The sequence below is a fragment of the Streptomyces sp. NBC_00670 genome (assembly GCF_036226765.1).
In the GTDB taxonomy this organism is placed as follows: Bacteria; Actinomycetota; Actinomycetes; order Streptomycetales; family Streptomycetaceae; genus Streptomyces.
Genome location: NZ_CP109017.1, coordinates 537,450 through 562,067, shown reverse-complemented (window position 1 = coordinate 562,067; position 24,618 = coordinate 537,450). Strand labels below are relative to the sequence as shown.

Annotated in this window: 17 protein-coding genes; 8 read left to right on the top strand and 9 right to left on the bottom strand. The window is 73.9% G+C overall.

Going from position 1 to position 24,618, the window contains the following annotated elements; translation table 11 throughout:
- Window positions 1–14: 14 nt before the first annotated feature.
- Window positions 15–1,586 carry a glycerol-3-phosphate dehydrogenase/oxidase gene (locus OIE12_RS02340; RefSeq protein ID WP_329131143.1) on the bottom strand — a complete coding sequence of 524 codons (1,572 nt, stop codon included), beginning with the start codon at window positions 1,584–1,586 and terminating at the stop codon, window positions 15–17.
- Entirely contained in the window at window positions 1,583–2,218 is a 636-nt protein-coding gene (locus tag OIE12_RS02335; RefSeq protein ID WP_329131140.1) for a TetR/AcrR family transcriptional regulator, read from the bottom strand. Before OIE12_RS02335 ends, OIE12_RS02340 begins: the two co-directional genes overlap by 4 nt.
- 103 nt (window positions 2,219–2,321) lie before the next feature.
- Between OIE12_RS02335 and OIE12_RS02330 the strand changes: the two genes are divergently transcribed.
- The 3 genes from OIE12_RS02330 to OIE12_RS02320 are packed head-to-tail and all read left to right on the top strand — an operon-like array spanning window position 2,322 to window position 5,384.
- Entirely contained in the window at window positions 2,322–3,956 is a 1,635-nt protein-coding gene (locus OIE12_RS02330) for an FAD-binding oxidoreductase (RefSeq protein ID WP_329141703.1), read from the top strand.
- 12 nt (window positions 3,957–3,968) lie between these two features.
- The gene (locus OIE12_RS02325) at window positions 3,969–4,862 is read left to right on the top strand and encodes a diacylglycerol kinase family protein (protein ID WP_329131138.1); all 894 of its coding nucleotides are present in this window, start codon (window positions 3,969–3,971) and stop codon (window positions 4,860–4,862) included.
- Window positions 4,863–4,916: 54 nt separating this feature from the next.
- On the top strand, window positions 4,917–5,384 hold the full coding sequence (locus OIE12_RS02320) for a hypothetical protein (RefSeq protein WP_329131136.1): 468 nt from the start codon (window positions 4,917–4,919) through the stop codon (window positions 5,382–5,384).
- A gap of 34 nt (window positions 5,385–5,418) precedes the next feature.
- Here the strand turns inward: OIE12_RS02320 and OIE12_RS02315 are convergent, their stop codons facing one another.
- Both OIE12_RS02315 and asnB read right to left on the bottom strand, forming a co-directional pair.
- Window positions 5,419–6,567 (bottom strand): serine hydrolase domain-containing protein, encoded by a 1,149-nt coding sequence (locus tag OIE12_RS02315; RefSeq protein ID WP_329131134.1) that lies wholly within the window; start codon window positions 6,565–6,567, stop codon window positions 5,419–5,421.
- Window positions 6,568–6,703: 136 nt separating this feature from the next.
- On the bottom strand, window positions 6,704–8,548 hold the full coding sequence (asnB, locus tag OIE12_RS02310) for an asparagine synthase (glutamine-hydrolyzing) (protein ID WP_329131132.1): 1,845 nt from the start codon (window positions 8,546–8,548) through the stop codon (window positions 6,704–6,706).
- Between the two features lie 331 nt (window positions 8,549–8,879).
- Here asnB and OIE12_RS02305 point away from each other — a divergent pair, with 331 nt between their 5' ends.
- Window positions 8,880–9,341 (top strand): hypothetical protein, encoded by a 462-nt coding sequence (locus tag OIE12_RS02305; RefSeq protein WP_329131130.1) that lies wholly within the window; start codon window positions 8,880–8,882, stop codon window positions 9,339–9,341.
- 55 nt (window positions 9,342–9,396) lie between these two features.
- Here OIE12_RS02305 and OIE12_RS02300 read toward each other — a convergent pair whose 3' ends face one another.
- The 3 genes from OIE12_RS02300 to OIE12_RS02290 all read right to left on the bottom strand — a co-directional run bounded on the left by OIE12_RS02300 (window position 9,397) and on the right by OIE12_RS02290 (window position 11,641).
- Window positions 9,397–10,320 carry a LysR family transcriptional regulator gene (locus OIE12_RS02300; protein ID WP_329131127.1) on the bottom strand — a complete coding sequence of 308 codons (924 nt, stop codon included), beginning with the start codon at window positions 10,318–10,320 and terminating at the stop codon, window positions 9,397–9,399.
- Between the two features lie 196 nt (window positions 10,321–10,516).
- Complete coding sequence (locus tag OIE12_RS02295; RefSeq protein WP_329131125.1) at window positions 10,517–10,888, bottom strand: transglycosylase family protein; 372 nt, start codon at window positions 10,886–10,888, stop codon at window positions 10,517–10,519.
- A 72-nt stretch (window positions 10,889–10,960) separates the two neighbouring features.
- Window positions 10,961–11,641 (bottom strand): hypothetical protein, encoded by a 681-nt coding sequence (locus OIE12_RS02290; RefSeq protein ID WP_329131122.1) that lies wholly within the window; start codon window positions 11,639–11,641, stop codon window positions 10,961–10,963.
- 567 nt (window positions 11,642–12,208) lie between these two features.
- Here OIE12_RS02290 and OIE12_RS02285 point away from each other — a divergent pair.
- From OIE12_RS02285 to OIE12_RS02275, 3 genes are all read left to right on the top strand, one after another.
- Window positions 12,209–14,818, top strand: a complete 2,610-nt coding sequence (locus OIE12_RS02285) for a glycoside hydrolase family 127 protein (protein WP_329131120.1) — start codon at window positions 12,209–12,211, stop codon at window positions 14,816–14,818.
- A 63-nt stretch (window positions 14,819–14,881) separates the two neighbouring features.
- Complete coding sequence (locus OIE12_RS02280) at window positions 14,882–18,319, top strand: glycosyl hydrolase (RefSeq protein ID WP_329131118.1); 3,438 nt, start codon at window positions 14,882–14,884, stop codon at window positions 18,317–18,319.
- Between the two features lie 51 nt (window positions 18,320–18,370).
- The gene (locus tag OIE12_RS02275) at window positions 18,371–21,619 is read left to right on the top strand and encodes a family 78 glycoside hydrolase catalytic domain (RefSeq protein ID WP_329131116.1); all 3,249 of its coding nucleotides are present in this window, start codon (window positions 18,371–18,373) and stop codon (window positions 21,617–21,619) included.
- An 84-nt stretch (window positions 21,620–21,703) separates the two neighbouring features.
- Here OIE12_RS02275 and OIE12_RS02270 read toward each other — a convergent pair whose 3' ends face one another.
- Together OIE12_RS02270 and OIE12_RS02265 are read right to left on the bottom strand one after the other, a co-directional pair.
- On the bottom strand, window positions 21,704–22,495 hold the full coding sequence (locus OIE12_RS02270) for an SAM-dependent methyltransferase (RefSeq protein ID WP_329131114.1): 792 nt from the start codon (window positions 22,493–22,495) through the stop codon (window positions 21,704–21,706).
- 139 nt (window positions 22,496–22,634) lie between these two features.
- Window positions 22,635–23,396: an isocitrate lyase/PEP mutase family protein gene (locus OIE12_RS02265; RefSeq protein ID WP_329131112.1), complete on the bottom strand. Its 762-nt coding sequence runs from the start codon at window positions 23,394–23,396 to the stop codon at window positions 22,635–22,637.
- A 231-nt stretch (window positions 23,397–23,627) separates the two neighbouring features.
- Here OIE12_RS02265 and OIE12_RS02260 point away from each other — a divergent pair, with 231 nt between their 5' ends.
- Window positions 23,628–24,617: an SDR family NAD(P)-dependent oxidoreductase gene (locus tag OIE12_RS02260; protein WP_329131110.1), complete on the top strand. Its 990-nt coding sequence runs from the start codon at window positions 23,628–23,630 to the stop codon at window positions 24,615–24,617.
- Window position 24,618: the final 1 nt, after the last annotated feature.

The window sequence follows — 24,618 nt, the reverse complement described above, 5'->3', positions numbered from 1 at the left end:
CCCACCGCCCCCGCTCAGCCCCCACCCACCCCGCTCAACATCTCCCGCGCCACCCCCACCGCAACCTCCCGCTCCCCGGCGACGAGCCCGATCCGGCAACGCCGGTCCAGCAGGTCCCCCACATTCAGCGCCCCCTCGTGCCGCACCGCCCACCACAGCTCCGCCCGCGTCACGGGATACCCGGCAACCACCGCCTCCCGCAGCCCCGCATCCGCCACCCCCAGCGCGTGCACGGCCACCGCCTCCGCCCCGTACCGCCGCACCAGCCGCTCCGGTACCCCCGCCCCCGCGGGCGCCCCCGCACCCGCCCCCACCAACGGCACCCCCACCGTCCGCGAGGGCCCCGCCACGACCCGTCCCCCGGCCACCACCGCGTCGACCGCGTCCTGTGCCATCCGCCGGTACGTCGTCAGCTTGCCGCCGACCACCGTGACCACCCCTTCCGACGACGTGAGCACCGCGTGCCGCCGCGAGAGGTCGGCGGTACCGCTCCCGGGCCCCGCCCCGCCGTCCAGCAACGGCCGCAGCCCCGCGAACGCCCCCACCACGTCCGCCCGCCGCACCGGCACCTCCAGCGCGGTCCCCACCACGTCCAGCAGGAACCCGATGTCGGTCTCCGGCACCTCGGGCACGTCCGGGACCGCGTCCCCCGCCACGGGTTCGTCGGTGAGGCCCACGTAGACCCGCCCGTCGTCCTGCGGCAGGACGAGCACGAACCGGTTGGTCTCGCCGGGGACCGGGATGTGCAGCCCGGCCGGCAGCGGGCCGAGGTGCTCCCCGCGCAGGACGAGATGGGTGCCGCGCGAGGGCCGGATGCGTACGCCGTCGACGAGGCCGCCCGCCCACACCCCGGCGGCGTTGACCACGGCCCTGGCCCGGATCACGCCCTCCTCGCCGGTCAGTTCGTCGCGCACCCGGGCGCCGGAGCCGTCGAGCTCCAGCGCCCGGACACGGGTGAGGACCCGTGCGCCGTGGCCCGCCGCGGTGCGCGCGAGCGCGGTCACCAGGCGGGCGTCGTCGACGAGCCGGCCGTCCCAGGACAGCAGCCCGCCGCGCAGCCCGGCGGTCCGCAGCGCGGGTGCCGCGTGCCGGGTCTCGACGGCGGTCAGCCGGCGCGGGGCCGGCAGGGTGGCGCGGGCGGTGCGCGCGGCGACCCGCAGCGCGTCACCGGCGCGGAACCCCGCCCACGCCAGGGCGGCGCCGCCGCGCGACACCAGCGGGGTCAGCGGCAGTACGAACGGCTGGGCGCGGACCAGATGGGGCGCGGTCCGCTCCATCAGCACCCCGCGCTCCACCGCGCTCTCGTACGCCACGTCGAACTGCCCGGCGGCGAGGTAGCGCAGCCCGCCGTGGACCAGCTTGGAGCTCCAGCGCGAGGTGCCGAACGCGAGGTCGTGGGCGTCGATCGCGGCCACCGAAAGGCCCCGGGAGGCGGCGTCCAGGGCCACCCCGGCGCCGGTGACGCCGAGGCCCACGACCAGGACGTCGACGGCCGGACCGCCGACGGTCGCGGCCAGTTCGCGGGTACGGCGGGCGGCGGACAGGGAGGTGGAGGCGGCCGGTGACGGTGCGGTCGGGGCGGTCACGGGGCGAGGGTCCTCTCCAGCAGGGTGCGCAGCTCGGCGGTGAAGGCCGCGGCGGTCAGCTCCGGGTCGTCCTCGTCGGTCATCGTGCGCAGCGACAGCGTGAACGACTGCACGACCAGCAGCAGCGTCCGCGCCTGCCGTTCGGGGTGCCCGGGGCGTACGGAGCCGTCCGCGTGGCCCTCGCGCACGGCCGTCGCGAGCAGTTCGAGGAGGGCGTCCTGGCTCGCCCCGCGCCGGTCCAGGACGTAGGGCAGCAGCAGTTCCGGATCGACGTCGACGATCTTGCGGAAGAGGGGGTGCGCCCGGAAGGCGCCGACCCCGTCCACCAGCGAGGCGACGATCCGGTCCCGGGCGGAGAGGTCCGCCGCCGGTGCGGGCATCGCCGCGGTGGCCACCGCGATCCACTCCCGGGTCATCAGATCGCCGACCAGGGTGCGCACGTCCGGCCACCGCCGGTACAGCGTCATCCGGGAGACACCCGCACGGCGGGCCACGTCGGTGAGGGTGGTGCGGCGGACCCCGACGGCCAGGACACGGTCGCGCACCGCGTCGAGCACCGGATCGCTGTCCGCGCCCCCGCGACCGTCCGCGCCGGCGGTACCGTCCGAGCCATTGTGACGAATAGGCGTCATGTGTCACAGTGTAACGCCGGGTGGCGGACCCCACACAAGACGGCCCGCCCGACACGGCCCCGCCCGACCGACGACGCACCAACGACCGGTGAGGACACCCACGATGGACATGCTGTGGAGCGGCTGGGGCGACCCCGCACGGGCGACCGCGCTGCCCGAGCCGGTCACCGGCCTGCTGCGCGACCTGCTCGGCGTCACCCCGCGCACCGACCCGCCGCTCGCCCTGGACGACCTCACCGTCCTCGCGTCGCCGCTCACCCCGGCCGCCCGCGCCGCCCTGGCCGCCGCCGTCGGCGACGACCCGGCGCACGTCCGCACCGACACCGAGACCCGCGTCCGGCACACCCGCGGCAAGTCCACCCCCGACCTCCTGCGGCTGCGGCGGGGCGACACCGCCGACGCCCCGGCCGCCGTCGTCCTCCCCGCGAGCCACGACGAGGTGCTCGCCGTCCTGCGGACCTGCGCGGACCACGGCCTGGCCTGCGTCCCGTTCGGCGGCGGCACCTCCGTCGTCGGCGGCCTCGCCCCCGACGGCCGCGGCCCCTTCGTCGCCCTGGACCTGCGCCGCATGGACCGGCTGCTCGACCTCGACCCCGTCTCCCGCACCGCCACCCTCCAGCCCGGCCTGCGCGCCCCGGACGCCGAGGCGCTCCTCGCCGCGCACGGCTTCACCCTCGGGCACTTCCCGCAGTCCTACGAGTGGGCCACCATCGGCGGCTTCGCGGCGGCCCGCTCCAGCGGGCAGGCCTCCGCCGGGTACGGCCGCTTCGACGAGATGGTGCTGGGCCTCACCCTCGCCACCCCCGAGGGCACCCTCGACGCCGGCCGCGCCCCCCGCTCGGCCGCCGGGCCCGACCTGCGCCAGCTCGTCCTCGGCTCCGAGGGCGCGTTCGGCGTGATCACCTCCGTGACGGTGCGGATCCGCCCCGTTCCGCGCACGCGCGTCTACGAGGGCTGGCGGTTCGCGTCCTTCGAGGAAGGCACGGCCGCCCTGCGCCGGCTCGCCCAGGACGGGCCCCGGCCCACCGTGCTGCGGCTCTCCGACGAGACGGAGACCCTCGTCGGCCTCGCCCGGCCCGGGCACCTCGGCTCCCCGGACGCGCTCGAGGGCACCGGCTGCCTCGCCGTCACGGGGTACGAGGGCACCGAGGAGGACACCGCCCACCGCCGCGAGCGCGCCGCCGCCGTCCTGCGCGACTGCGGCGGCACGTACCTGGGCGAGGAACCCGGCACCCACTGGGCCGAGGGCCGCTACGCGGCGCCGTACCTGCGCGACTCGCTGCTCGACGCGGGCGCGTTCGCCGAGACGCTGGAGACCGCCGCGTTCTGGTCCCGGCTGCCCGGCCTGTACGCCGCCGTCCGCGAGGCGCTCACCGCCACGCTCACCGGGGCCGGGACCCCGCCGTTGGTGATGTGCCACATCTCCCACGTGTACGAGAACGGCGCCTCGCTCTACTTCACCGTCGTCTCGGCCCAGGGCGCGGACCCGGTGGCGCACTGGGCGCCGGCCAAGCGGGCCTCGAGCGAGGCGATCCTCGCCGCGGGCGGCACGATCAGCCACCACCACGGGGTCGGCACCGACCACCGGGACGGATACGTGCGCGAGGCGGGCCCCCTCGGCGTCGAGGTGCTGCGCGCCGTCAAACGCCGGCTGGACCCCGACGGGATCCTCAACCCGGGCGTCCTGCTCCCCGACGACCGGCCCGCCGGTTCGCCCGTCCCCCCGTCCGCCGGCTGAGGAGGCGCACCGATGCCCCACCCCACGCGACGGTTCACCGCCGTCGTCAACCCCACCGCGGGCGGCTCCACCGCGGCCGCGGCCCTGCTGAAGGTGGCCCGCCCGCTGCGCGAGGCGGGCGCCGAGCTGGAGACCGCGTACAGCCGCAGCCTGCCGCACGCCCAGGAGCTCGCCCGGCGCGCCGGGGAGGACGGCCGGGTGGTGCTCGCCGTCGGCGGGGACGGCATGGCCGGCGGCATCGGCGGAGCCCTCAGCGGCACCGGCACCGTCCTCGGCCTGGTGCCCGCCGGGCGCGGCAACGACTTCGCCCGCGCCCTGCGCCTGCCCCCCGACCCCGCCGAGCTCGCCCGGGTCCTGCTCCACCACGAGCCGCGCCCCGTGGACGCCGTCGAGGTCGAGTCCGCGGTCCACCACCGCACCGTCGTCCTGGGCAGCGTGTACGCGGGCGTCGACGCGCTGGCCAACCGGCACGCCAACCACGCGGCACTGCTGCGCGGCGCCGCCTCCTACTACGCCGGGGGCCTGCGCGCGGTCACCACCTGGCGGCCCGCCCGCTACCGCGTCACGGTCGACGGCGAGGAGCACACGCACCGCGGTTACACCGTCGTCGCCGCCAACTCCCCGTACTACGGCTCCGGCCGGCTCATCGCACCCGGCGCCCGCGTCGACGACGGCCTGCTGGAAGTGGTGCTGATCAGCCACGCACCGCGGCGGCTCTTCTTCACCCTCATGCGCGAGCTGCGGACCGGCGCCCACGTCCACCGCCGCGAGGTGCGCGTGCTGCGCGGCCGGGAGATCCGCATCGAGGCCGACCGCGCGGTCCCCTACGGGGCGGACGGCGAGGTCGAGGCCGTCCTGCCCGTCACCGCACGGGTGCTGCCGGGCGCGCTCGGCATGCTGTACTGACGCCGACGGGCGCACCGCCGGTTTCGGCGGGGGTGGCGGGGAACCCGTCGGAGCATGTTCCAGACCCTCGCGCGGGGCTGCGCAGCGGGAGCTGCCGGCACGACCGCACTCAACGCCGTCACCTACGCCGACATGGCGCTGCGCGGCAGGCCCACCAGCAGCGCCCCGGAGGACGTGGTGGACAAGGTCACCACCGGCACCGGGCACCCGGTCCCCGGCGCCGGGGACCAGCGGGACAACCGGCTCTCCGGCCTCGGTGCCCTGTCGGGCATCGCCGTCGGCGTCGCGGCCGGGGTCGCCGTCTCGCTCGTCCACCGCGCGGGCGTCCGCCTCCCGGTGTGGCTGGGCGGGCCGGTCACCGGTGCCCTGGCCATGGCCGCGACCGACCTGCCGATGGCCCGCATGGGGGTCAGCGACCCCCGCGAGTGGTCGGCCAAGGACTGGCTCTCCGACGTCGTCCCGCACGTCGCCTACGGGCTCGTCACCTACGGCATCGTCTCCGCCACCGATCACCGGGGCTGAGTACCCCCGCCGCACAGGCCCCCGTACCCGGACCTCACGCCCGGGCCGCGTACCGCCAGAAGTCCCGCATGATCTCCTCCGGGACCGGGCCGCCCATGGCCCGCTGGGTCATCAGGAGGGCGACCGTGCCGGTGGCGGGGTCGAGGTGGGCCGTGGTGCCCGTGCCGCCGACCCAGCCGTAGCGGCCGGGGGAGTTCCACGGGTCGCGCTCCGCGATGTCCACCGAGCCGCCGAAGCCCCAGCCCTGCCCCTGGAGGAACAGCTCGCTCGCGGCACGCCGGTCGGCGCTCGTGTGGTCGGTGCGCATCAGCCGTACCGAGGACGCCGAGAGCACCCGCCGTCCGTCGGGCGTTTCTCCGTCGGCCAGCAGCATCCGGGCGAAGGCCAGATAGTCGTCGACGGTCGAGACGAGGCCGCCGGCGCCGGAGGCGAACGCCGGCTCCTCGCTCCACATGCCGTCGGGACCGTCGGCCGCCGTCAGACCGCCGTCCGGAGTGGGCTGGTAGTACGTGGCGAACCGGTCCCGCCTGCCCGGCGGCACGGAGAAGCCGGTGTCCGCCATGCCGAGCGGTGCCAGGAGCCGCTCGGCCAGGAACTCCGGCAGCGGCCGTCCGGTCACCCGGGCGACGAGCACCCCCTGGACGTCGGAACAGGTGTTGTAGAGCCAGGCGTCGCCCGGGTGGTGCAGCAGCGGGTAGTCCCCGAGCCGGGCCATCCAGGTGTCGGCGGAGGGGAAGCCCGCCGGCTCCCAGCTTCCGCCCTGCAGCCCGAACAGCCCCCGCACGTGCGGCAGCGAGAAGTCGGGGGCCAGGCCGTATCCCGCCTGGGAGGCGAGCAGGTGGAACACGGTGATCGGCCGGGCCGCCGGGACCGTGTCGTCCAGTTCGCTCCGCGGAGTCCTGACGACGCGCGGGTGCGCGAGTTCCGGCAGCCAGGTGGCGACCGGGTCGTCCAGGGAGAGCCGGCCGTCGTCCACCAGGACCATCACCGCCGCGGCCGTGAGGGGCTTCGTGAGCGAGGCGATCCGGAACAACGTGTCCCGGGTCATCGCCTCGGAGCCCCCGAGCGCCCGTGTGCCGACGGCCGCAGCCTCGACCTCCTCGCCCCGGGCCACCAACGCCACCGCCCCGGGCGCCCAGCCCTTGCCGACGTGCTCCGTGAGCACATCCTCCAGCGTCGCCATGCTCCCGCCTCCGCTTCTCTCCGGTCGTCCCGTCCGAACGCCACCGGCCGTGCGGTGGCGTCCTGACAAGTAGACCGGTCCCGCGCCCCGGACTCATCGGTCACGGCGGAGAAGAAACCGGCGCGGAGTTCCCCCCTCACTCGTCCAGGACGAGTTCCGGTCCGTACAGGTCCATCCACACCGCCAGGTCCAGCGTCTTCTCCAGACCGCGGCGGGCCGCCTGCGTGCCCACCGGAGTGTCGCGGCGGGCCAGTTCGCGCAGCCGCTCCCGGTCCACGAGCGCGAAGACCGGGTGCGAGGGGGTGGAGAGCAGATCCTTGGCGTGGTCCTGGAGGGCGAGACCGTACTTGGGGTCCTGCGTGGACGGATACGGGCTCTTGACCCTGTCGTACACCGACTTCGGCAGCACGTCCGCCGTCGCCTCCCGCAGCAGGCTCTTCTCGCGGCCGTCGAACGACTTCAGCGCCCAGGGCGCGTTGTAGACGTACTCGACCAGCCGGTGGTCGCAGAACGGCACCCGGACCTCGAGCCCGACCGCCATGCTCATCCGGTCCTTGCGGTCGAGCAGCACCCGCACGAACCGGGTCAGGTGCAGATGGCAGATCTTCCGCATCCGCCATTCGAAGTCGCTCTCCCCGTCCAGGCGTTGGATGCCCGAGACGGCGGTGCGGTAGCTGTCGGCGACGTACCCCTCCAGATCGAGGGAGCGGGTGAGCTCCGGGCGCAGGACGCCGGTGTCGTCACCGAAGTGACGGCCGAACCGCACGAGCCACGGGAAGGCGTCCGCGCGCCGGGCCTCCTCGTCGAAGAACTGCAGATAGCCGCCGAACACCTCGTCCGCCGACTCCCCGGACAGCGCGACCGTGGACTGCGCGCGGACCGCCTTGAACAGCAGGTACAGCGAGGCGTCCATGTCGCCGAAGCCCGCGGGCAGATCGCGGGCGCGCACGACCTTCGCCCGCACCTCGGGGTCGGCGAGAGCCTGCGCGTCCAGGACGATGTCCTGGTGCTCGGTGCCGGAGGTGCGGGCCACGTCGTGCACGAACGGGGTGTCGGGGGTGCCGCGCAGTTCGTCGGCGACGAAGTTGTCGGCCTGCCCGGCGAAGTCGACGGCGAAGCTGCGCACCTTCTCGCCGTGCTCGCCGAGCTGTTGGGCCGCCAGCGCCGTCATCGCGGAGGAGTCCAGGCCGCCGGAGAGCAGGGTGCAGCGCGGCACGTCGGCGACGAGCTGGCGGCGCACGATGTCGTCGAGCAGCGTGCGCACGGTGGCGATCGTGGTGTCCCGGTCGTCGGTGTGCGGGCGGGTCTGAAGCTCCCAGTAGACGCGGGTGCGCACCCCTTCGCGGTCGACGGTGACCACCGTGCCCGGCTCGACCTCGCGGATGCCGTCCCACACGGCGTGCCCCGGCGTCTTGACGAATGTGAACAGCTCGCGCAGGCCGTCCAGGCGCACCCGGCGGGAGGCCAGCGGGTTGGCGAGGATCGCCTTGGGCTCCGAGCCGAACAGAACGCCGTCGGCGGTGGGGGAGTAGTAGAAGGGCTTGATGCCCATGCGGTCGCGGACCATGACGAGCCGCTGCCGGCGGCTGTCCCAGAGCGCGAAGGCGTACATGCCGTTGAGCCGCTCGGCCAGCGCGTCGCCCCACTCCAGATAGCCGCGCAGGACGACCTCGGTGTCGGAGTCGGTGGTGAACCGGTGCCCGCGGTCGGTGAGTTCGCGGCGCAGTTCGGTGAAGTTGTAGGTCTCCCCGGAGTAGACCAGCGCCACCGTTCCCTGCGGGGTCTCGGCGGTCATGGGCTGCCGGCCGCCGGGCAGGTCGATGATGGCGAGCCTGCGGTGGCCGAGCGCCGCGGGGCCCTCGGCCCAGACGCCGCGGTCGTCGGGGCCGCGGCAGGCCATCGTCTCGGTCATCGCGCGCAGCGTCGCCTCCTCGGCGCGCAGCTCGCGGTCGAAGGAGACCCAGCCGGTGATGCCGCACATGTGTTACCTCCCGCTGGCCGAACCAGTTGTATGAAGCACCTATGTGGTGTGCTCCGAGCCTGTGGCACCTCCCGGACGCGGTCAACGCGACCGGCCCGGCGGGTGGCGGGGCGACCCCGCACTTTCGGCCGCACTTTGCGTACGGGAAAACTCCGGCGGCGCGCGGGAGGGCCCGGCAGCGGCCCGCACCCGACGGCCCCCGACGGGAATCGGCCAACCGCAAAGACTTTCTCAACTCGACCGGACGGCCCCGCCCGTACCACCACCCGAACGGCCCCCCTCGCCCGCCCGCACGCGTGCCCGCGCCGCCCCGGTGGCAGGGATGGAACCCATGGGAGCCACGCATACGCACGACGACGGCCCGGACCGCGCCCACCGGCGCCCCGACGGGGTCACGGACACCACCGTGGAGGCCCTGGGCGCCCTGTCCAAGGCACTGGAGACGACCGAACGGGCCCGCGGCCACCTCTACACGCTGCACCAGCTCACCGGCACCGCCGACTTCGAACTCGACCAGGCGGTGGAACTGCTGCGCGCGGCGGGCCACGACGGATGGGCCGACCGGGTGCAGCGGGAGATCCTCGGCCGCAACGTGATCCCCGGACACTGGACCTTCCAGATCGTCGAGGCCTACAACGCCACCTACTACGAGCCCTTCAGGGCCCTGGAGGCGGCGGCCCGCGAGGACCTGGCGGACGGCCGCGACCACCTCTACGAGGCGGAACTCAAGGAGACCCGCCGCACCGGCGGCCACCCCGACCACACGGCCCGCCCGGACACCCCGCCGCGCTGACCGAGCGCCGCACCGGCATCCTCACGTGCGGGTCCCCGCACGCCCACCCGCCCCCTTACGCGCCGGGTCCCGCGTGCCCACCGGCCGCCGTCGCGGACGCCCGGCCGCGCTCCTCGCGGTACAGGTCCGTGGTGAGGTGCACGAAGGCGCGGATCAGCGGGGTGTCACGGCCGGTGTTCCAGGCGACGACCAGCCGGCTCGGGTCCATGCCGTCCAGCGGCACGGCGGTGAGTCCCCCGGGGAGGGGGTGGCCGAGCAGGGTCAGCCCCACGGCCCCGTCCCACAGCACGGACTGCACGCACTCGTGGACCGTCCGCACGACCGGGCCGTCGTCGTGGGCCGACGGCTCGACGCCCGCGGGGCGGGTCCAGTAGGCCCCCCACACCGGGTCCGTCCCGTCGGGGAACCGGAACCAGCGGCGCCCGGCCAGCTCGGGCGGGCCGAGACGGTCGCGGCCGGCCAGCGGATCGTCCGTGCGCAGGACGACCCCGACCGGGTCGGACCGCAGGACCCGGGTGCTGACACCGGTGTCGTCGAACGGCGTCCGGGTCAGCGCCACGTCGACGCGCCCGGCCCGCAGTCCCGCCGTCGGGTCGGCGAGGTCCGCCTCGCGGATGCGGACGCGCACCTCGGGCCGGCGCCGCCGGTACGCCTCGGCCAGCCGGGGGCCCATCTGTTCGACGCTGTCGGCGAGGATGCCGACCGTCAGCGTGGGGGTGCCCGCGGCCGCCGCGACCCGGGCCCTCATCCCGTCGACCCGCGCGAGCAGCGCGCACGCCTCCTCGTACAGCACGGCACCGGCGGGCGTGAGCGAGACCCCGGCGGGGGAGCGGAGCAGCAGGGCGCACCCGAGGTCCGCCTCCAACTGCCGGATCGCCCGGCTCAACGGCGGCTGGGTCATACGCAACCGTGCGGCCGCCCGCCCGAAGTGCAACTCCTCGGCGACCGCCACGAAGTAGCGCAGCGTACGTACCTCCATGCCGGGCACGATACCGGGACGGTATCGGGACCCGACGAGGGCGCGGACCTGAGGGTCTGCCTCCCCGGGGCCCGCCCCCGGCCGTCACCCGACGGGGAACCAGTGGCCGCGGCCGGTCTCGGCGAACCGGCCGGCCCGAAGCGCGCCTCACGCCCGCCTGCGCCTCTGGCTCAGGCCCAGGCGGGCGGCGTATGGGTCAGGCGCAGGTCCACGCCGACATGCCCTGGAGGGCGGCCAGTTTGCGGGCGACGGCGATTTGTTCCGTGCGGGTGGCCAGGTCGGCGCGGGCGGCGTACTTCAGGCCGCCGGCCGCGACCCAGCTCGACTGCTTGAACTGCAGTCCGCCGTAGTGGCCGTTGCCCGTGTTGGCCTGCCAGTTTCCGCTGGACTCGCACGCGGCGATGGCGTCCCAGTCGGGGCCCCGCAGCCCGGCGGGGGCGGCTGCCGCGGCCGCCGTCGGAACGGTGAGCAGGGCCGCGGCGGTCGTCAGGAGCGTGAGCGCCGTACGGAGTCCGCCGGGGCGCAGGCCACGGCGGAGGACCGAGTCAGAGTTCTGATGACCAATCATGCACAAACTGTTACATGATATGAACAACAGGTGAGGGATTGGATGCCTCCATCCGTGGGGTGGCCGCCCGGCTCACGGCACGTCGTCGAGGCCGCGCAACTCGTTCAGCGGCGTGCCCGCCGCCCAACGCTTCAGCCGGGGCCCGTCGATGAGGTGCACGTCGCCCTGCCGGCGCGCCCACAGCGCGTCCCGTCGGCTGAAGGCGCCCCGGTGCACCACCATCAGCAACGGCTGCCGCGCGCGCGACCCCGCCGCCGCGCACAGTGGGTCCTCGCCCGGCAGCGGTTCGGCGACGGGGCGGAACGCCACCTCCAGCAACCGGCCCCCGGCGTCCCGCGCCACCAGCCGCGGAAGGTCCGGGTGCGACGGCCGCCGCACCCGCCACCCCTCCCGCCGCAGCATCCTCGCCACCGCCTTGACCAGCCCCGCCACGTCCAACTCCGCCAGTTCCTCGGGGGTGTAGTAACCGCGCCGGCGGCGGGCGAGCGGACGGCGGTACAGGAACAGCATGAGGAGCGCCAGGAGCACCACGACCGCGATCGCCGTCGGGGCGAGCGCGCCGCCGGCCCGGTACAGCAGGGCGAATCCGGCCACCAGCGCGCACGCGAGCACCACCAGCGCGGCGAACGCGGGCAGCACGTCCCGCAGTTCGGGACCGTACCGCCCCTGCGCCCGCAGCGTGTCGACCGTGCGTCGGCGACGGGCGCGCCACGGGCCGCCCGTCGTCTCCCACGGTCCCCTCCGTACCTCCACGGCCGGCACCCCCCACCCGCGCTCGCCCGAGCGGACGTTCGTATGGCTACCCGGGCGGGAGGGGCGAACCGCGGGGCAAGAGGACAACCGGCCATCAATCTGGCCGAACCGTTGCGCAGGCCGGTGGGAGGGGGAACTGGCCGAGGGCGTGGGTGGCGTGCCTCGGTGTCACCCTTCCGGCTGGGGAGGCGCGCTGGGGTTGAACGATTCAATTCCTCCGGCGGGGCTCCGTCGTGGCGCTGGCGCGGTGTTCCGGCCGACGGTTCCCCGCACCTCGTTCTCGCGCCGACAGGTCCATCAACAGGCCAGGTCAGGGAATTGACGTCGTGTGAATCGCCCCACCGCGGACTGTGCGGCCCAACATCATCCGCTGTGAGAAGTCTTGACGCTCGCCGTGCGCCCACTTACCGTCTCCGCCGGACGACATAAAACGATTCAACACCTCGCGGCGTCATGCCCCGCCGCCGGCCGCCCCTGTCCTCGACCGCTCGCGCCCCACTCACCCCACCCAGGTCCCCCTCCGGCCCCGCGCACCGCCCGCACCACCCGCGCCCGGGCCCGGAGGCGATGCCGCACGCCCGAAGGGAGCACGGCACCTTGCCGCAACCGTCCCGCAGACAGGTCCTGTTCGCCGCCTCCGCCGCCACGGCCGCCGTCGCCGTGTCGGCACCCACGGCCGCAGCCGCGCCCCCGCCGGCCACCGCGTCGACGGCGACCGGGACCGGCGTCCCGGAGCACACCTCCCCGCGCGCCCCCCTGGCCCCGTTCCCGCTCTCCTCCGTCCGCCTGCTGGAGAGCCCCTTCCTCGCCAACATGCGTCGCACCTGCGCGTATCTGCTCTTCGTCGACACCGACCGGCTGCTGCACACCTTCCGCCTCAACGTGGGGCTGCCCTCGACCGCCGAACCCTGCGGCGGCTGGGAGGCGCCCACCGTCCAGCTCCGCGGCCACACCACCGGCCATCTGCTCAGCGGGCTCGCCCAGGCCCACGCGGGCACCGGCGACGACGCCTACGCGGCCAAGGGGCGCGCCCTGGTTGCCGCGCTCGCCGAGTGCCAGGAGGCCGCCCCGGCCGCCGGGTTCCACCGCGGCTACCTGTCGGCGTTCCCCGAGTCGGTCTTCGACCAGCTGGAGGCCGGCGGCAAGCCCTGGGCCCCGTACTACACCCTGCACAAGATCATGGCCGGGCTGCTCGACCAGTACCAACTCAGCGGCAACAAGCAGGCGTTGGAGGTACTCCGGGCGATGGCGGCCTGGACCGACGCCCGCACCGCCCCGCTCTCCCACGAGCTGATGCAGACGGTGCTCAAGGTCGAGTTCGGCGGCATGAACGACGTCCTCACCCGCCTCTACCAGGTCACCGGTGACACGGCTCATCTGCGCACCGCCCAGCGCTTCGACCACGAGGACCTGTACGCCCCGCTCGCCGCCGGCCGGGACGAGCTCGACGGACGGCACGCCAACACCGAGATCGCCAAGGTGGTCGGCACCGTGCCCAGTTACGAGGCCACCGGCGACGCGCGCTACCTCACCATCGCCGACACCTTCTGGACCACCGTCGTCCGCCACCACTCGTACGCCATCGGCGGCAACTCCAACAAGGAACTCTTCGGCCCGCCCGACGAGATCGTCAGCCGGCTCTCCGAGGTCACCTGCGAGAACTGCAACAGCTACAACATGCTCAAGCTCGGCCGCCATCTCTTCCAACACCGGCCCGAGCGCACCGACTTCATGGACCACTACGAGTGGACCCTGCACAACCAGCTGCTCGGCGAGCAGGACCCCGACTCCGCCCACGGCTTCGTCACCTACTACACCGGACTGTGGGCCGGCTCGCAGCGCGAGGGCAAGGGCGGCCTCGGCGCCGCGTCCGGCAGTTACAGCAGCGACTACGACAACTTCTCCTGCGACCACGGCACTGGCCTGGAGACACACACCAAGTTCGCCGACACCGTCTACTTCCGCTCCCGCGACACCCGCCACCCGGCGCTCTACGTCAACCTGTTCATCCCCTCCCGGCTGCGTTGGGACGAGCAGGACGTGACGATCCGCCAGGACGCGGGCGAACCGAGCAGCGGGCGCACCAGGCTCACCGTCACCGACGGCGACGCCCGCTTCGCGCTGAGGATCCGCATCCCCTCCTGGGTGGCCGACACCGGACGCCGGGCCGTGCTCGAGGTCAACGGCCACCGCGCCCCCGGACCCCGGCCGCGCCCCGGCACGTACGCCACGATCGAACGGCACTGGCGCACCGGCGACACCGTCGAACTGCGCCTGCCGCGCACCCCGGTGTGGCGGGCGGCGCCCGACAACCCGCAGGTGCGGTCGGTGTCGTACGGGCCCCTCGTGCTCGCCGGTGAGTACGGCGGCACCGCCCTCGCCACCGTGCCCGCCATCCGCCCCGACACCCTGCGCGCCACCTCCGGCGGAAGCGGCGTCACGTTCACCGCGCTCGCCGACGGCGACCGTGTCTCGCTGCGCCCGTTCCACGAGGTCCAGCACCAGCGCTACAACGTCTACTGGGCGGTGGCCCCGGAACCCGGCCGCGCACGGGACGTCGCCCGCTACCCGCTCGACGAAGGCACCGGCACCACCGCCACCGACCGCACCCGCACCTTCGGCCCGGCCAATCTGGCGGGCGGTTCCTCATGGACCACGGACGACGGCGCCACCGCCGTGGCCCTCGACGGACAGGACGGCCATGTCGTCCTCCCCGCCGGACTGCCCAGCGGGCTCGCCGAGTTGACCGTGAGCGTCCGGGTCCGCGTCGACGCCCTCGCCAACTCCGCCCGCGTCTTCGACCTCGGCTACCACAAGGAGACCTACCTCTTCCTCGCCGCCACCACCGGCGCCGGACGCGCCCGCGCCGCGCTGAAGATCGCCGGAATGGAGGGCGAGGACGTCGTCGACGCGGCCGGCCCGCTGCCCGTCGGCCGGTGGACCCATGTCGCCCTCACCCTCGGCGGCGGCACCGGTGTGCTGTACGTCGACGGCGAGGAGTCCGGGCGCAACCCCGCCATGGTGGTGTCACCGCTGCTGCTCGGCGCCAGTACCCGCAACTATCTGGGCCGTTCGCAGAACAGCACGCACCCATACCTGCACGGCGCGGTACGGGACTTCCGACTCCACAACCGGACGCTCACCGCCGCCGAGGTGGCCCGGCTCGCCACGGGCTGATCCGCCGCCGTACCCCTTCTCCCCACTCGCAGGAACGCACCCGCACCCCGCAGGAGTACCACCATGCCCGACACCCCCGACAGCACCGTCACCCCCGGGACGCACGACGGAGACGGTCTGTCCAGACGCACCTTCGTCGCCGCGACCGGCGCCACCGGCGCCCTGCTCGCCCTCGGCGTCCCCGCGACGGCCGCGCACGCCGCCCCCGCCGGGGCGGCCACCGCGCACATCCCGGGCACCTTCCGCGCCAAGGACTTCGCCGACCCCCGCAAGGACAGCCGGCCCACCGTCTACTGGTACTGGAACGGCCCCGTCACCCCCGAACTCGTCGACCGGCAACTCGCCGACCTGCGCTCCAAGGGCATGTACGAGGTCATCCTCTTCTCCTTCGACAACGACCAGATGCGGCCGGTGTTCTTCACCGAGGAGTGGTTCGACATCGTCGGCCACACCCTGGAGGAGGCCAGGCGCACCGGTATGCGGGTGTGGCTGTTCAACGACGACCACTTCCCGAGCGGCCGCGCGGGCGAGTACATCGTCAAGGGCGGCACCGTCGGCTCCCGCACCTACGCGCCCCGCCCCGACCTGCGCCTGAAGGCACTGTGGCGCTCCACCACCGTCGTCGAGGGCCCCGCCCGCGTCGACCTGCGCCGCAGCACGGGGGTCGGGGTGGAGGCCGGGCACCTGGTGGCCGACGCGGGCATCCTCGACGGGGCGGCCGTCCTGCGTGGCAGTGACACCTGGACCGACTGCACCATCACCGCGAGCGCCAAGGCCGAGTACACCGGCGCCGGACTCGTCGTGCGCGCCTCGGCCGACGGACGCAACGGCTACGGCGTCACCTTCGACCAGACCGGCGTCGTCACCGTCCAGCGCCTCGCCGCCGGCAAGGACCCCGTCGAGCTCCTCCGCAGCACCCGCACCGACGGCTTCAACAAGACCAAGTACCACACCGTCGTCGTCACCGTGCGTGGTGAGGGCCTGTCCGTCACCCTCGACGGCAGGGACAAGGGCACCGTCACCGACACCGCGTACGCCGCCGGCGGGGTGGGTGTGCGGGCGGTGTCCGCGCAGCGCTCCCTGTGGGACAGCCTCACCGTCACCGCCGCCGACGGCGCCACGCTCCACACCTCCACCTTCGACACCTCCGCCGCCGCGGGCGACTTCCCCGACCGCGCCCCCGTGGACGGCACCCCCGCCCCGGCCGCCGCCGCGGCCCGGCCCGTCGGCTCCACCGACGCGGACGATGTCGTCGACCTCACCGGAAAGCTCGACGGGAGCCACATCTGGCAGGCGCCCGAGGGCCGTTGGCAGATCGACCTGTTCGGCGGCATCCCGCTCGTCGACGACTCCCAGGGCTACAGCCGCAGTTACGTCGACCTGCTCGACGACGAGCCGGTGGAGCTGTTCCTCGACATCGTGCCGGGGGAGTACCACCGCCGCTTCCACCGCTACTTCGGCACCGTCGTCCCCGGGTTCTGGGACGACGAGCCGTTCTTCGCCTCCGCCCAGGCCCACTTCAACCGGCTGCCCTGGTCGCCCACCCTGGAGCGGGCGCTCAGCGACGTCGGCACCACCCCCGGCCTCGCCTACGCGAGCGCCTTCGACGACCTGGGCCGCGACGGCCGGATCGCGCGGGGCCGTTACTGGCAGGCGGTCTCCAACCGCTTCGCGACGTACTTCGAGAAGCAGTCCCGCTGGTACGACAAGCGGGGCGTCGCCCTCATCACCAACCCGCTCTACGACGAGACCTCCCCGGCCAAGCGCATCCCCTCCACCGGCGACCTGCACAAGGTCCACCAGTGGGCGCAGGTGCCCGGCGGTGACATCATCACCGCCGAGTACGTCCTCGGCGAGCAGAACATGATCGCCCGCAGCCCCTCCTCCGTCGCCCACCAGATGGGCCGGGAGCGGGCGTTGCTGGAGATGTTCGGCAACATGGGCTGGCAGGTCACCCCCGCCTTCGTGCACGCGACCGTCGGCGCGCAGGCCACCCGGGGCATCAACCTCACCGTGCTGCACGCACTGTGGACCGACGAGACCCTCGTCTACTTCCCGCCGCCGTTCGGCCCGCGCGCCCCCTGGTGGTGGGCGATGCGCCCGCTCGCCGAGTGGATCGGCCGCGTCATGGAGGTCTCGCGCGGCACCTCCGGGGTGCGCACCGCGCTGCTCCAGCCGCAGCGGGCCGCCGAGCAGACCACCACCGGCACCGACGCCCAGGGCCCCGTCGACTCCGCGCTCACCGACGCCGCGTACGCACTGGAGCGCGCCCAGGTCGACTTCGACCTGCTGCACGAAGGCGCACTCACCGGCGACAAGGCCCTGCTCGCGCACGCCAGGGTGAGCGGCGGCCGGCTCGCCGTGGGCGACGCCCGTTACGACCTGGTGGTGCTGCCGACGACACCCGTCCTGGACGTCGCCGGGGTGTCCCTGCTGCGCGACTTCGTACGGGCCGGCGGCACGGTCGTCGCCGTCGGCTCCCTTCAGGACGAGGAGGCGAACGGCAAGGACCGCTCCCTCACCCACGCCCTGGCCGACCTGTTCGGCGACGGCCTGCCCGGCAGCCGTACCCTCGGCCGCGGGCGCGCGGTCCGCGTCACCGGCACCGACACACTGGGCGCCGCCGCACAGGCCGCCGGTGCCGCCGTCGCCGTACTGGACCCGGCGCGAGAAGCCGTACGGGCGGTGCGCGTGCACCGCGGCAAGGACACCGCGTTCCTGTTCAACAACGAGAGCGGCGAGCGCGTCGAGACCGTCGCCACGCTGCCCGTCACCGGGGCGCCCGAACTGTGGGACCCGGCGACCGGCGAGACCCGCCCGGCGCCGGTGTACCGCGACGGCAAGAGCGGCCTGAAGGTGCCGCTCGCCCTGGAGGCGTACCAGACGGCCGTCGTGGTCGTCCCGCACACCGGGCACACCGTGCCCCACCTCACCGACTCCCCGCTGCCCGTCCTCGGCGTCCAACGGCACGGCACGACGCTGCGGGCGACCGTCGAGGCGACGGCACCGGGGGAGCACCGGCTCACCGGCACCGACGGCCACCGCACCTACCGGGGCACCGTCCGCGTCGACGACGCGCTCGACCCGGTCACCGTCGAGGGCGACTGGACGTTCACCTTCGAGAAGGACGCCGCCACCCCGGTCACCGCGCCGCTCGGCACCTGGACCGACCACGACCGGCTGTTCTCCGGCAGTGGCACCTACGCCAAGGACATCGACCTCACGGCCGCGCAGCTCACCGGACGCCGGGTCCTGCTCGACCTCGGCGACGTGCGCGAGGTCGCCCTCGTCACCGTCAACGGCGAGGAACTGCCCGCGCTGCTGTGGGCGCCGTTCACCGCCGACATCACCGACCAGGTGAAGGCGGGCCGCAACACCGTCACCGTCCGCGTCGCCAACACCCTCTCCAACGAGCGCAACAAGCCGATCCCGTCCGGGCTGCTCGGCCCCGTGGCCGTCCGGTTCGCGCGCCGTGTCACGGCCGAACTACGGCGCGACTGACCGGAGTTCACTCCCCGCCAAGCCATGCACCCACCACTCCCGAGGAGCACCATGCGCAGACCACGCCGCCTGCGAGGACACCACCCCGCGGCCCTGCTCGCCGCCACCACCGCCTTCGCCACCGTGCTGGCCGGCGCGGTCACCGCCGACGCCGCGACCGCCGGCGCCATCAATCCGACCGCGCTCCAGACCCAGCACCTCACCCGGGCGCTCGGCATCGACGACACCACACCCGAGCTGAGCTGGGAGACCACCGCCCGCGCCACCGGCGTCCTCCAGGGCGCCTACCGCGTCCAGGCCGCCACCTCCGAGCGGCTGCTGCGCAGCGGCCGGCCCGATCTGTGGGACTCCGGCAAGGTCCGCTCGGCCACGCCCGAGGCCACGTACGCGGGCAAGAAGCTCGGCTCCCGCACCCGCGTGTACTGGCGGGTCATGCTCTGGTCGGGGCACGGCGGCGTCACCTCCGGCTGGAGCGACCCCGCCGTCTTCGAGACCGGTCTGACCGAGCAGTCGGACTGGGGCGCCGACTGGATCACCCACCCCGACTGGCGCTTGAGCACGAAGACCCTCCAGCCGGTCGTCGTCAAGGTCCCCCGCACCACGGCCCGTTACCTCCGCCTCGACGTCACCAGGCTGGGACTGCCGCTCGCCGAGAACTTCCCCGACCTCACCTGGCGGCTCCAGCTCGGCGAGATCGACGTCCGTGACTCAGAGGCCTCCGCCACCGGGCTGGCGAAGGGCGCCGCGGTCACCGCCTCCGAGACCAACACCCTCCGCAAGACATGGGAGCCCGCGCTCGCCGTCGACGGGCTGCCCAACAGCGCCCTGCAGACCGCCGCCGGCTACTCCAGCGCCGCACACACCTCCGCCGACGTCTCCAAGGCACCGGTCACCCTCACCCTGGACCTGAAGTCGGCGAAGACCTTCGACGAGATCGCGCTCTACCCGCGCGCCGACGTCCTCACCGACGACGGCAAGGTCCCCGACTTCCCCGTCGACTACGCACTGTCCAGCGCCGACGACGCCGCCGGCCCGTTCACGCGCCTCGCCGCCGTCACCGGACAGAAGCCGCCCGAGCCGTACCTGCCGTCCGGACTCCCGCTGCTCACCGACGACTTCGCCCTCCCCAAGCATGTGCGCAGCGCCCGCCTCTACATCGCCGGGCTCGGCGTCTACGACGCCACGATCAACGGCGAGGCGGTCGGCGACGCCGTCCTGGAACCCGCCAACACCACCTACGGCGACCGCGTCCAGTACGCCACCTACGACGTCACCGACCAGCTCCGCACCGGCGCCAACACCATCGGCGTCGCCCTCGGCAACGGCATGTCCAACGTGGTCAGCACCGCCGACCGCTACCGCAAGCTGTACGGCAACCTCAGCGACCCCAAGCTGATCGCCCGCCTGGAGGTCACCCTGGCCGACGGCACCACCCGCACCGTCACCAGCGGCGACGACTGGCGCACCACGCTCGGACCCACCACCTCCTCCAACTGGTACGGCGGCGAGGACTACGACGCCCGCCGCGAGATCCCGCACTGGGACGAACCGAGCGGGGACCACCAAAAGTGGCGGCACGCGGTCTCCGTAGGCGCCCCCGGCAGCACCGCGCAGCCCGCCGAGCTGAGCGCCCGCGAGACCGAGCCGATCCGCGTCGTCGAAACCCTCACCGGCAAGGAGGTCGACGGCGCCGAGGGCAGCCGGGTCTTCGACCTCGGCCGCAACATCGCCGGCTGGCCCGAGATCACCGTGACCGCGCCCAAGGGCACCACCATCCGCGCCTATCCGGCCGAGAGCCTCAAGGACGGCCACGCCTTCCAGTCGATCAGCAACGTCGGCGCACCGCTGTGGGACAGCTACACCAGCGGCGGCGGCCGGAACGAGACCTGGCACCCCACCTTCAGCTACCACGGCTTCCGCTACCTGGAGCTGAAGGGCGTGCCCGAGGGCGCGAAGATCACCGTACGCGGCAAGGTGCTGCGCACGGACAACACCTCCGCCGGCACCTTCGAGAGCTCGGACTCGCTGATCAACGGCATCCACTCGCTCATCCGCGGGGCGATCGAGGGCAACATGATGAGCGTCCTCACCGACTGCCCCAGCCGCGAGAAACTGGGCTGGCTGGAGCAGGACCAGCTGGTGTTCCCCGCCCTGGCCGCCAACTACGACATGCAGTCCCAACTCCGCAAGATCGTCCGGGACATGGCCGACGCGCAGACCGCGGAGGGGCTGGTTCCCTCCACCGTCCCCGAGTACACCAGCCTGCCCGGCGCCTACCGCAACGACTCCAACTGGGGCGGCGCGTTCGTCCTCGTCCCCTGGCAGCTGTACACCACGTACGGCGACAAGGAGACGCTGAAGACGTACTACCCGAAGATGAGGCAGTACGCCGACTTCCTGAAGACCCAGGTCTCCGGCGGCATCCTCGACTACGGCCTCGGCGACTGGTTCACCCCCGACCGCACCTTCCCGCGCGCGGTGGCCGGCACCTTCGGCTACTGGCGGGTGGTCGACGCGCTCAGCCGCATCGCCGGTGTGCTCGGCGACGACGACTCGGCCGCCGCGTACCGGACGCAGGCCGACGAGAGCGCCCGGGCGCTCGCCGCGAAGTACTACGACGACGCCACCGGCACCTTCGGCGGGGGCGGCCAGGGCGCGGAGGCGCTCGCGCTGGACATGGGCGCCTACCCGGCGGGGGAGAAGGACAGGCTGCTCGCCCACTTCACGACGTCCGTCAAGGACGCGGGCTACCACCTGCAACTCGGCGAGATCTCCCTGCCGTCCGCGTTCCGGGTGCTGTCGGGCGCGGGCCGCGACGACATCGTCGAGAAGATCGCCACACAGACGACCAGCCCCAGCTACGGCTACCAGGTGCTGGCCGGCAACACCACGCTCGGCGAGTCCTGGGACGGCGGCGCGGGCCAGTCGCAGAACCACTTCATGCTCGGCGCCATCGACTCCTGGTTCACCACCCGGGTCGCGGGCCTCGACCAGACGGCGGATTCGGTGGGCTACCGGGAGCTGCTGATCGACCCGGCCGTCGAGGGCGACCTGACGTCCGCGTCCGGCTCGTACCGCACCCCGTACGGCCTCGCCCGCACCGACTGGAAGCGTGACGCCGACGAGTTCCGGCTGACGGTGGACGTCCCGGCGGGCAGCACGGCCGAGGTCCACGTCCCGCTCCTCGGCGGCCACGCACACGCCCCCAAGGGCGCGCACCTGGTGCGTACGGGTGACACGGAGGCGGTGTACCGGATCGGCTCCGGGCACTGGACGTTCCGCGCGACGGGGCTCGGGTAGCGGTCACGACCGGGCCGTGCGACACGGTCGGGCCGCCCGGCAGAAGCCGGGCGGCCCGAGTGCCGCTGTCCCTGCGGGGCCGCGTCAGGGAATGCGGGCCACCGCCGCGTAGATGCCGCTGCCCTCCGGGTCGGCCGGGGGAGTGGGGGAGCCCGTCCACTCGGTGGCGGTGACCAGGCCCGGGGGGACCATCTCGAGCCCGTCGAAGAAGCGGGCCACCTCGTCGCGGGTGCGGAAGGCGAGACGGATGCCGCCCTTCGCGTACTGGTCGACCACCTGCTGCGCCAGCTCCGGGAACACGTCGATCCCGGCGTGCGAGAGGACCAGGTAGCTGCCGGAGGGCAGGACGTCCACCAGCCTGCGGACGATGCCGTGGGCGTCCTGCTCGTCGGAGATGAAGTGCATCAGGGCGATCACCGAGAGCGCGATCGGGCGGTCGAAGTCGAGGACGCCGCGCGCGTGCTCGACTATCTCCTCCGGGTTGCGCACATCGGCCTGGATGTAGTCGGTCGCACCCGCGGGGTCGCTGATGAGCAGGGCCTCGGCGTGCCGCAGCACGATCGGGTCGTTGTCGGCGTAGACGATGCGGGCGGACGGCACCGCCCGCTGCACGATCTGGTGCAGGTTGGGCGCGGTGGGGATGCCGGTGCCGATGTCGAGGAACTGGTCGATGCCCTGGGCGGCGAGGTAGGCCGCCGCGCGGTGCATGAACTCACGGTTCTGCCGCGCCCCGTCCCGGGCCTCGGGCGGCAGGGTGTTGCCCACGGCCTCGTCGACGGGGTAGTTGTCCTTGCCGCCCAGCAGCCAGTCGTAGACCCGTGCGGGGTGGGCCTTGCTGGTGTCGATCCGGGGCGGCTGGGGGGTGTCGCTGGTCATGGCAGGCTCCGTCGTCCGCGGGGTGGTTCCCCACCGTACTTTTTCGGTGATCGTACTCTCATCTGCCCTGTTCGAGACGTGAGTTGTCGCCGGCCCCACCCGGGCCGCGGGGCGGCCGGGCGCGAGCCGTACCGACCCTTCAGGGTGCCCAGGACGTGAGCATGTCCTTCATGCTGTCCGTCAGGGCGAACTGCAGCAGCGGGCCGTAGGTGATCCGGCCGACGCCGAGGCGGCGGAAGCGTTCGAGGTCGTGCTTGACGGGGTGGGCCGTGGAGTTCACGGGAACGCCGACGGCGCCGGTCACGGCGGTGAGCAGCTCGTCGTCGTCCTGGATGCCCACCGGGTAGACGCTGTCGGCGCCGGCCTGTTCCAGGGCCCGCAGCCGCTCGATCGCCTCGTCGAGGACACCGGAGGCGTTCTCCGCGTGCAGGAAGAGGTCGGTGCGCCCGTTCACCCAGAGCGGGACCCCCGCGTCGTCGGCCGCCGCGCGCAGTCCGGCGACGTAGGCGGCGTGCTCCTGGGTGCTGCGCACGCGGCCGCCGTCGGAGTGGACGGTGTCCTCGATGTTGAGGCCCGCCCCGCCGGCCTCGACGAGCCCGGCGACGAGGTCGGCGGGCCTCTGTCCGTATCCGGCCTCCAGGTCCACCGACACCGGGACGTCGACCGCCGCGATGATCGGTGCGACGGCGGCGACGACCTCCTCGAAGGTCTGTCCCTCGTGGTCGTCGGCGCCGCGGGAGTCGGCGAGGGGGTGGCTGCCGATGGTCAGCGCGGGGAATCCGGCGGCCACTGCCGTGCGCGCGGACCAGACGTCCCAGACGGTCGGCAGCACGAGCGGCTGGTGCCGGGCGTGCAGTTGCTTGAGGCGTTGAGCGTGGTCAACGGTGGTGTGGAGGGTCATGCGAGCAACGTACCCCGGCATCGCCGGGCGGCGGGCGGACGGTGGAGGTTCACGGCGCGTGCCGGATCGCGCACGGGCGCCGCAGCGCGCGACGGCACCCGGGGTGCGCACGGGTGCGTCCACTCGGTCGGCGTGCTCCCTGCCCGGGCGCGAACGGCAGGGGCAGGATGGGCGGTTGCCCGGGGGAAGCCGCTCCGGCGCGCCGTCTCGGAAAGGGCTGGGTGGGGCTGGGTGGTTCCGGTGGACGAGGGGTGCGACGAGGTCCGTTTCGACGGCCGCGTGATCGTGGTGACCGGCGCGGGCAGGGGACTGGGCCGGGAGTACGCGCTGCTCCTGGCGGCGCGCGGCGCGCAGGTCGTGGTCAACGACGTGGGGACCGCGACCGACGGACACGGCACGTCCCCCGTGCCCGCACAGGACGTGGCGCGGGAGATCCGGGCGGCGGGCGGGCAGGCGCTGGCGGACGGGCACGACGTGGCCACCGCGACCGGCGCGCGGGCCCTCACCGCGGCCGCGCTGGAGCGGTTCGGGCGGCTGGACGCCCTGGTCAACAACGCGGGCATCTCCATCCTGCGCCCGCTGACCGAGCTCACCGACGACGAATGCCGGCGGGTGCTGGACACGCATGCGGGCGGGACACTGCACATGCTGCGGGCGGTGTGGCCGCACATGACCGCCGCCGGGTACGGGCGGATCGTCAACACCTGCTCGGACGCCCTGTTCGGCGACACCGGGCTCAGCGCGTACGCCGCGGGAAAAGGCGCCGTGCTCGGCCTGACCACCGCGGTGGCAGCGGAAGGCGCCGCCCACGGCATCAAGGTCAACGCGGTCGTACCCGTCGCCGCGACCCGCATGTCCCTGGAGGCGGTCCGGGACGACGCAGGCACGAGCGCGCTGCTGACCGACCTGTTCCCCGCCCGGCACGTCGCCCCGGTGGTGGCCCTGCTGGCCCACGAGGGCGCCCCCTGCACCGGACACCTCGTGCACGCGGCCGGCCGCCGCACCGCACGGATCTTCCTGGGCGCCACCGAAGGCGTCGTGTGGACGCACGACCCCACACCGGAGGCGGTCCGGGACGGCTTCGCGCGGATCAGCGACACCGGGACGTTCAGCACCCCGGCGAGCGTCAGCGAGTCCATGGGCTTCTCCCTCGCCCGGCTGGGTGCCGGGGTGGCCGGGACGCCCGTCCTCGACCTCACGACGCCGGCCGACCGCGCATGAC